At 71.0% G+C, this 5,412-nt stretch carries 8 protein-coding genes; 6 read left to right on the top strand and 2 right to left on the bottom strand.

Annotation, left to right across the window (positions count from 1 at the left end):
* Positions 1-56: 56 nt before the first annotated feature.
* Positions 57-737 carry an SDR family NAD(P)-dependent oxidoreductase gene (locus VJR25_RS04290; protein WP_324112874.1) on the bottom strand — a complete coding sequence of 227 codons (681 nt, stop codon included), beginning with the start codon at positions 735-737 and terminating at the stop codon, positions 57-59.
* Between the two features lie 188 nt (positions 738-925).
* Here VJR25_RS04290 and VJR25_RS04285 point away from each other — a divergent pair, with 188 nt between their 5' ends.
* Both VJR25_RS04285 and VJR25_RS04280 read left to right on the top strand, forming a co-directional pair.
* A complete protein-coding gene (locus tag VJR25_RS04285) occupies positions 926-1,135 on the top strand; it encodes a three-helix bundle dimerization domain-containing protein (protein ID WP_324112872.1) in 210 nt (69 codons plus the stop codon).
* The gene (locus VJR25_RS04280) at positions 1,132-1,665 is read left to right on the top strand and encodes a dihydrofolate reductase family protein (RefSeq protein ID WP_324112870.1); all 534 of its coding nucleotides are present in this window, start codon (positions 1,132-1,134) and stop codon (positions 1,663-1,665) included. The genes VJR25_RS04285 and VJR25_RS04280 overlap by 4 nt, the downstream gene beginning before the upstream one ends.
* Here the strand turns inward: VJR25_RS04280 and VJR25_RS04275 are convergent, their stop codons facing one another.
* Complete coding sequence (locus VJR25_RS04275; RefSeq protein ID WP_324112868.1) at positions 1,666-2,172, bottom strand: DUF1003 domain-containing protein; 507 nt, start codon at positions 2,170-2,172, stop codon at positions 1,666-1,668.
* 160 nt (positions 2,173-2,332) lie between these two features.
* Here VJR25_RS04275 and VJR25_RS04270 point away from each other — a divergent pair, with 160 nt between their 5' ends.
* The 4 genes from VJR25_RS04270 to VJR25_RS04255 form a co-directional block, all read left to right on the top strand.
* Positions 2,333-3,907, top strand: a complete 1,575-nt coding sequence (locus VJR25_RS04270) for a phospholipase D-like domain-containing protein (protein ID WP_324112866.1) — start codon at positions 2,333-2,335, stop codon at positions 3,905-3,907.
* A 22-nt stretch (positions 3,908-3,929) separates the two neighbouring features.
* Complete coding sequence (locus tag VJR25_RS04265) at positions 3,930-4,238, top strand: substrate-binding domain-containing protein (protein WP_324112864.1); 309 nt, start codon at positions 3,930-3,932, stop codon at positions 4,236-4,238.
* A gap of 126 nt (positions 4,239-4,364) precedes the next feature.
* Positions 4,365-4,739 (top strand): SPW repeat protein, encoded by a 375-nt coding sequence (locus VJR25_RS04260; protein WP_324112862.1) that lies wholly within the window; start codon positions 4,365-4,367, stop codon positions 4,737-4,739.
* Between the two features lie 69 nt (positions 4,740-4,808).
* Positions 4,809-5,412: TetR/AcrR family transcriptional regulator (locus VJR25_RS04255; RefSeq protein ID WP_324112860.1), on the top strand; the 604-nt coding region annotated here is incomplete at its 3' end.

Genomic DNA, 5,412 nt, shown 5'->3' with positions numbered 1-5,412 from the left:
GGATGAGGGCGGTGCGCGGCGGGCGCGCGGCGCCGTCGTCGGTCACAGGCGTCCGCTCACAGGCCGGTCGCGCCACGGACGCGGTGTCCGACGGCGATCGATTCGCCGCTGATCGTGCCGGCGAGCGGCGACAGCAGGAAGGCCACCAGGTCGGCGACCTGCTGCGGGGTGCACTGCCCGCTGAGCCCCCGCTCGATGTCCGGCGACGGCGTCTCGGTGACGATTCCCGGGCTCACGGCATTCACCGTGACGCCCGTACCGGCGACCGAATCGGCGAGGTTCTTCGCCGCGATCACGAGCGCGGCGTTGCGCACCGACCCCGTGATGTTCCCGGTCAGGAACGCGTTCTGCCCGCTGATGCCGACCACCCGCCCGGAGCCGGCGTCGACCATCGCCGGGAGCACGGCGTTGGCGAGTCGCAGGAACGTCAGGGTCTTCGCCTGGAACGCCTCGAGCACCTGCGCCGGATCCGAGTTGCGCTCGGGGTCGAGGGTGCGGGCGCTCGGTGCCGCGGCGACGACGAGTCCGTCGAGCGCCCCCTGCTGCTCACGCAGCCGCTCCAGTCCGCGCTGCACGGAGCCGTCGTCCGCGGCATCCAACACGATCCCGTCCGGCGCATGCCGGGACGCGGGAACCGCACGGGCGCCCTCCGCGCGCAGCCGCTCCACGACTGCACGCCCGATCAGCCCGTGTCCGCCCACGACCAGGATGCTGCGTCCGCCGAGTCCGAGGTCCATCGCACACTCCCCTGCCGGTTCCGCACGGCTCGGGTCGGCCACGCGCAGAACCCATTCTTCCGTGCGCGCGGGGCGGCCGCGTCCGCGGGACCGCTTCAAACGACGGGCGTCGCACGGGCAGCCGAGAGCTTCCGATGGGTCCCGGCCCGCGAGTTGACGATGGTCCCGCGCCGGCGGATCATTGCGCCATGCCCCGCGAACTCGTGAACGAGGACAAGGAGGCCGCCGACATCGTCGAGCGGCTGTCGGCCCGCTACCCGCACATCCCCGTCGCAACCGTCGAGCAGTTCGTCGCCGAGGCGCGCCGCGGTTTCGCCACCGCGACGGTGCGCGACTTCGTGTCGGTGTTCGTCGAGCGCGAGGCGAGAGCGCGACTCGAGTCGGTGCGGCCCGCGTGAGGAAGGTCGTCGTCTACGAGCTGCTGTCGCTCGACGGCGTGGCCGAGGACCCCGACGCGTTCATCACCGAGTGGGATGCCGCCATGGACGCGAACCTGGCCGCGGTGATCGCCGCGCAGGATGCCGTCATCCTCGGCCGGCGCAGTTACGACGAGTGGGCGCGCTTCTGGCCGGAGAGTGACATCGAGCCGTTCGCCTCGTTCATCAACCGGGTCGGGAAGCACGTCGCCACCTCCGCGCCGCTCGAACCGGCATGGGCGAATGCGACGGCGATCGAGGGCGACGTCGTGGCATATGTGCGGGACCTGAAGGCCCGGCCGGGCGCGGAGATCGGCGTGCACGCCAGTATCTCGGTCGCCCAGGCGCTGCTCGCCGCCGGAGTGGCCGACGAACTGCGGCTCGTCATCGCGCCGCGCATCGCGGGACACGGCCGCCGGCTTCTCGACGGGCTGCCGGACATCCGCCTGGAGGCGATCCGCAGCGAGCTCTCGCCGAGCGGCCACGTGCTGGCCGACTACCGGGTGGCCTGATCACCCGGCGGTCGTCGCGTCGCCCCGATCGGCGGCCGGCCCGACGACGTGCTGATGGATCTGCGCGGTCAGGTCGTGGATCTGCTGCGACAGGTCGCGGATGGTGCGGGTGAGCTCGGTGTTCTCGACGAGCAGCTTCTCCTGGTCGGCGTAGTCGCGGTCGGCCTTGGCCTGCTGGAAGGCGGACTGCCGGTTCTGACCGATCATCACGAACGTCGAGAGGAAGATCGCCTCCAGCGACACGATCAGGGTCAGCGTCGGCCACGGGTTCCGCTCGATCCACAGCATCCACACCACGAACAGCACGACGTGGATGTAAACGAACGCCATGGAGCCGGCGAAGGCCGTGATCCCATCCGCGATGCGCAGCTGGATGCTGGACGCACGGCGCTCGGCCTCGGCCAGCACGGTCGGATGCAGCGCGGAGGCCTGCGAGCTCTTCAGCAGCCGCGTCGGCCGCAGGTACGGGCGATGCTTCGGCTCCGCGGGCGCCGTCGTCGTGGTCATGTCGTCCTCCGCTCGGCAGCCGCATGCCGCCACGGTGGGAGGGTACTCCCGACGGTGGTCGGACTCCGGGACATCCGGATCGTGCGGGCGCTTGTGGCGGCCCGGCGGCAGGCGTACGTTGCTGGCTGAACCCGCTGCATCTCACCCGACGGAGGCGGCCGTGGCATCCTCGATCAGCGATGTGATCTCCCGGAACCTCGCCGCCCTGCGCAAGCCAGGGGTGCTGGCGGTGCGCCCCGGCTACGAGATGAAGGACGACTGGTTCACCGGGCGGGAGGCGATCGTCGCGATCGTCGCGCACAAGCTCGCCGACGTCCCGGCCGACGAGCGCCTGCCCGACGAACTCGAGGGGATCCCGGTCGACGTGCGTCAGGCGTCCCCGCTCAAGCGGCTCGCCATCGAACACCCGTCGGCGTACGCGTCGCAGCTGCGACTGTCCCCCGATGTCGGGTCGGTGCCGCATTTCCCCGACGAGGTCCCGCTGGTGGCCGCCACACCCGGGTCGCCGTCGGCGCACGCAGAGCTGGCTCGGATCCCGAAGCCGCAGCTGGACTACACCGGCCCGGCGGGCATCGCCCTGCAGCCGGTCACCGGGCCGATGACGGTGCGGCTGAGCGTCAGTCCCGATTCCGGCTGGGCGGTGCTGCACGACTTCCTCGGCGCGACGACGCAGGCGCTCACGGTCGGCATGTACGACTTCACATCCGGACATGTGAAGGATGCCGTCGCCGCGGCGGCCGCCGGCAAGCCGCTGACGCTCACGCTCGACCATCCGCCCCAGAACGTGACGGCCGATCAGACGGATGCCACCACTGTCGCCGACCTGCGCACGACTCTGGGCGACGGGCTCACCGAGGCGTGGGCGCTGACACGGGTGAGCCCGGACTCGACGGCGTGGATCTTCCCGACGAGCTACCACATCAAGGTCGCGGTGCAGGACGGTGTGCGGTTCTGGCTGTCGTCGGGCAACTGGAACAACTCGAACCAGCCGGCGATCGATCCCGTCGCGGGCGGCCCGGGATCGAACGACGCGGAGGAGGCGCGCCACCGGGACCGGGATTGGCACGTGGTGATCGGCGAGGCCGTTCTGGCGAACCAGTTCGAGCAGTACCTGCGCAACGACCTCGCCGTCGCCGCGGCGCACAACGTGCCGCCCGAGCAGGCCGGGCCGCCGCTGACCCCTCCGCCCGTTCCCACCACGAAGACCCCCGCGTACACGCAGTTCTTCGCCGCGCAGACGATCGAGGGGACGATGACGGTCGCACCGCTGCTGACTCCGGACCCGGGCGTGTACGCCGGGGCCGTGAAGCAGCTGATCGACTCCGCGACGGCATCCCTGTACCTGCAGTTCCAGTACATCCAGCTGCCGCGGACGCTGGATGCGTCGTCGCAGGGGTTCGTCGCGCTGGTCGACGCCGTGATCGCCAAGGTGCAGGCGGGGCTCGACGTGCGCATCATCCTCGGTCAGCACGAGACCGCTGGCTACCTGGAGCAGCTCATCGCGCACGGGCTCGACGTCAAGACGACCACCCGGATCCAGAACAACGTGCACAACAAGGGGATCGTCGTCGACTCGAGCGCCGTGCTCGTGAGCAGCCAGAACTGGTCGATGGACGGCACGCTGTACAACCGGGATGCCGGCGTGATCATCCACGAGCCGCGCGCCGCGCAGTACTTCGAGGCCGTGTTCCTGCACGACTGGGCGAATCTCGCCCGGGCCAAGCAGCCCGCCTGAAGCCTTCGGCACGGGCGACGCGATGGTCTGCGGATCCGATCACACGGCCGCCGTCGCCATCGTCGTCGCTGCGGACCTCGGCCGCACCGTCGGCACGGACCTGCTGCTCGCCTCCTGCGTCGACAGCGCCGTCGTGCAACTCGCGACGCCTCCGGTGACCGCGCTGGACCTCGACCCCCGCGAGTTCGGCAGCCACTGCGCGCGCCTGTTCGTCGAGCTGGTCAGCCGGGATCAGACACCAACCGAGCCCGTGGTCGAGATCAGCCCGACGCGGCTGCGGATCCGCGCCTCGAGCGCCGGCGCCCGCGCCGAGACCGACCGGATCCGCTGATCAGGGGCGGGAACGGCGCGGCGAGACCGCTCTGCGAAAATTCTTGACCGACCGGTCAATCAAGGGCGTATCCTAGGAGGCGACCCCCGATTCGGGAGCCATCTGACCAAGAGGAGGATGAGTTCGATGAAGAGGTGGACCCGCTGGCAGGACTGGGTGGCTTTGGCCGCCGGACTGTACGCGGCCCTTGCGACCATCTGGACGACGCCGCGCACGGGCGCATCGGTGTCCATGATGATCGTGCTGGGAATCCTGATGATCGCCGCCTGCGTGTGGAGCCTGGCAGCACCCGGTCTGATGTCGATGGAGTGGATCCTCGCCGCGATCGGTGCACTGCTGTTCATCTCCCCATGGGTCGGCGGTTTCGCCGGCAACGCCGGCCCCGCATGGACCTCATGGATCTGCGGAGCCATCGGCGTGATCGCTGGACTGTGGGCGCTGGCCCCCGCCATGAAGGCGCACAACGCGTCGCACGGCGGACCGCGCGCAGCCCACACCTAGCCCGACGCTCGGCGATACCGTGCGGGGCGACGGGCAACCCGCCGCCCCGCTCGGCGTGGAGGAGGAGACATGACCCGCAAGGTCGATCCGGTGCGCACGCGTGCCCGGATCCTGGATGCTGCGGAAGGCCTCTTCGCCCGGCTCGGCTTCGACGGCACCTCCACGACGCGCATCGCGCGCGCGGCGGGCGTGCCCAAGGGCCTGCTGTTCTACTACTTCCCGGCCAAGCCCGACATCCTCGGCGCTCTCATCGAGGAGCGGCTCGGCACGGACGCCCTCGACCCTGCGCCGCTGACGGTGCCCGGCGATCCGGTGCAGACCCTCGTCAACGTCGGCGATCAGGTGCTGCGCGACCACGCGGCATCCGACGTTCTCCGCGAGATCATCTGGCACGAGTCGCGCACGCGCCCGGAGGCGCTCGCGGCCCTCACCCGCTACCGGCATGCGCTGCACGATGCCGTCGAGCGCGCCCTGCTCGCCAGCCTGCCCGCCCCGGCCGACCGGGACGCGGTCTGGGCGGCCGCGGCCGCGTGGACGGCCACGATCACCGCGCGCCCGCTGGCGGAGCAGAGTCCCGACGGCACCGGGCTGCGGGTGCGGCTGCACGAGGCGACGATGCTGCGGGCGATCGCCGGGGTACTGAGCGCCGGGGTGCAGATGCGGCCGGCCCAGG

It is taken from the genome of Microbacterium sp., assembly GCF_035277845.1.
Classification (GTDB): domain Bacteria; phylum Actinomycetota; class Actinomycetes; order Actinomycetales; family Microbacteriaceae; genus Microbacterium.
This window is presented reverse-complemented; position numbering and strand designations above follow the sequence as displayed.

Coding starts and splice junctions, on each gene's coding strand:
- VJR25_RS04285 (WP_324112872.1), top strand. CDS start 926: ATGCCCCGCGAACTCGTGAACGAGGACAAGGAGGCCGCCGACATCGTC.
- VJR25_RS04290 (WP_324112874.1), bottom strand. CDS start 737: ATGGACCTCGGACTCGGCGGACGCAGCATCCTGGTCGTGGGCGGACAC.
- VJR25_RS04275 (WP_324112868.1), bottom strand. CDS start 2,172: ATGACCACGACGACGGCGCCCGCGGAGCCGAAGCATCGCCCGTACCTG.
- VJR25_RS04260 (WP_324112862.1), top strand. CDS start 4,365: ATGAAGAGGTGGACCCGCTGGCAGGACTGGGTGGCTTTGGCCGCCGGA.
- VJR25_RS04265 (WP_324112864.1), top strand. CDS start 3,930: ATGGTCTGCGGATCCGATCACACGGCCGCCGTCGCCATCGTCGTCGCT.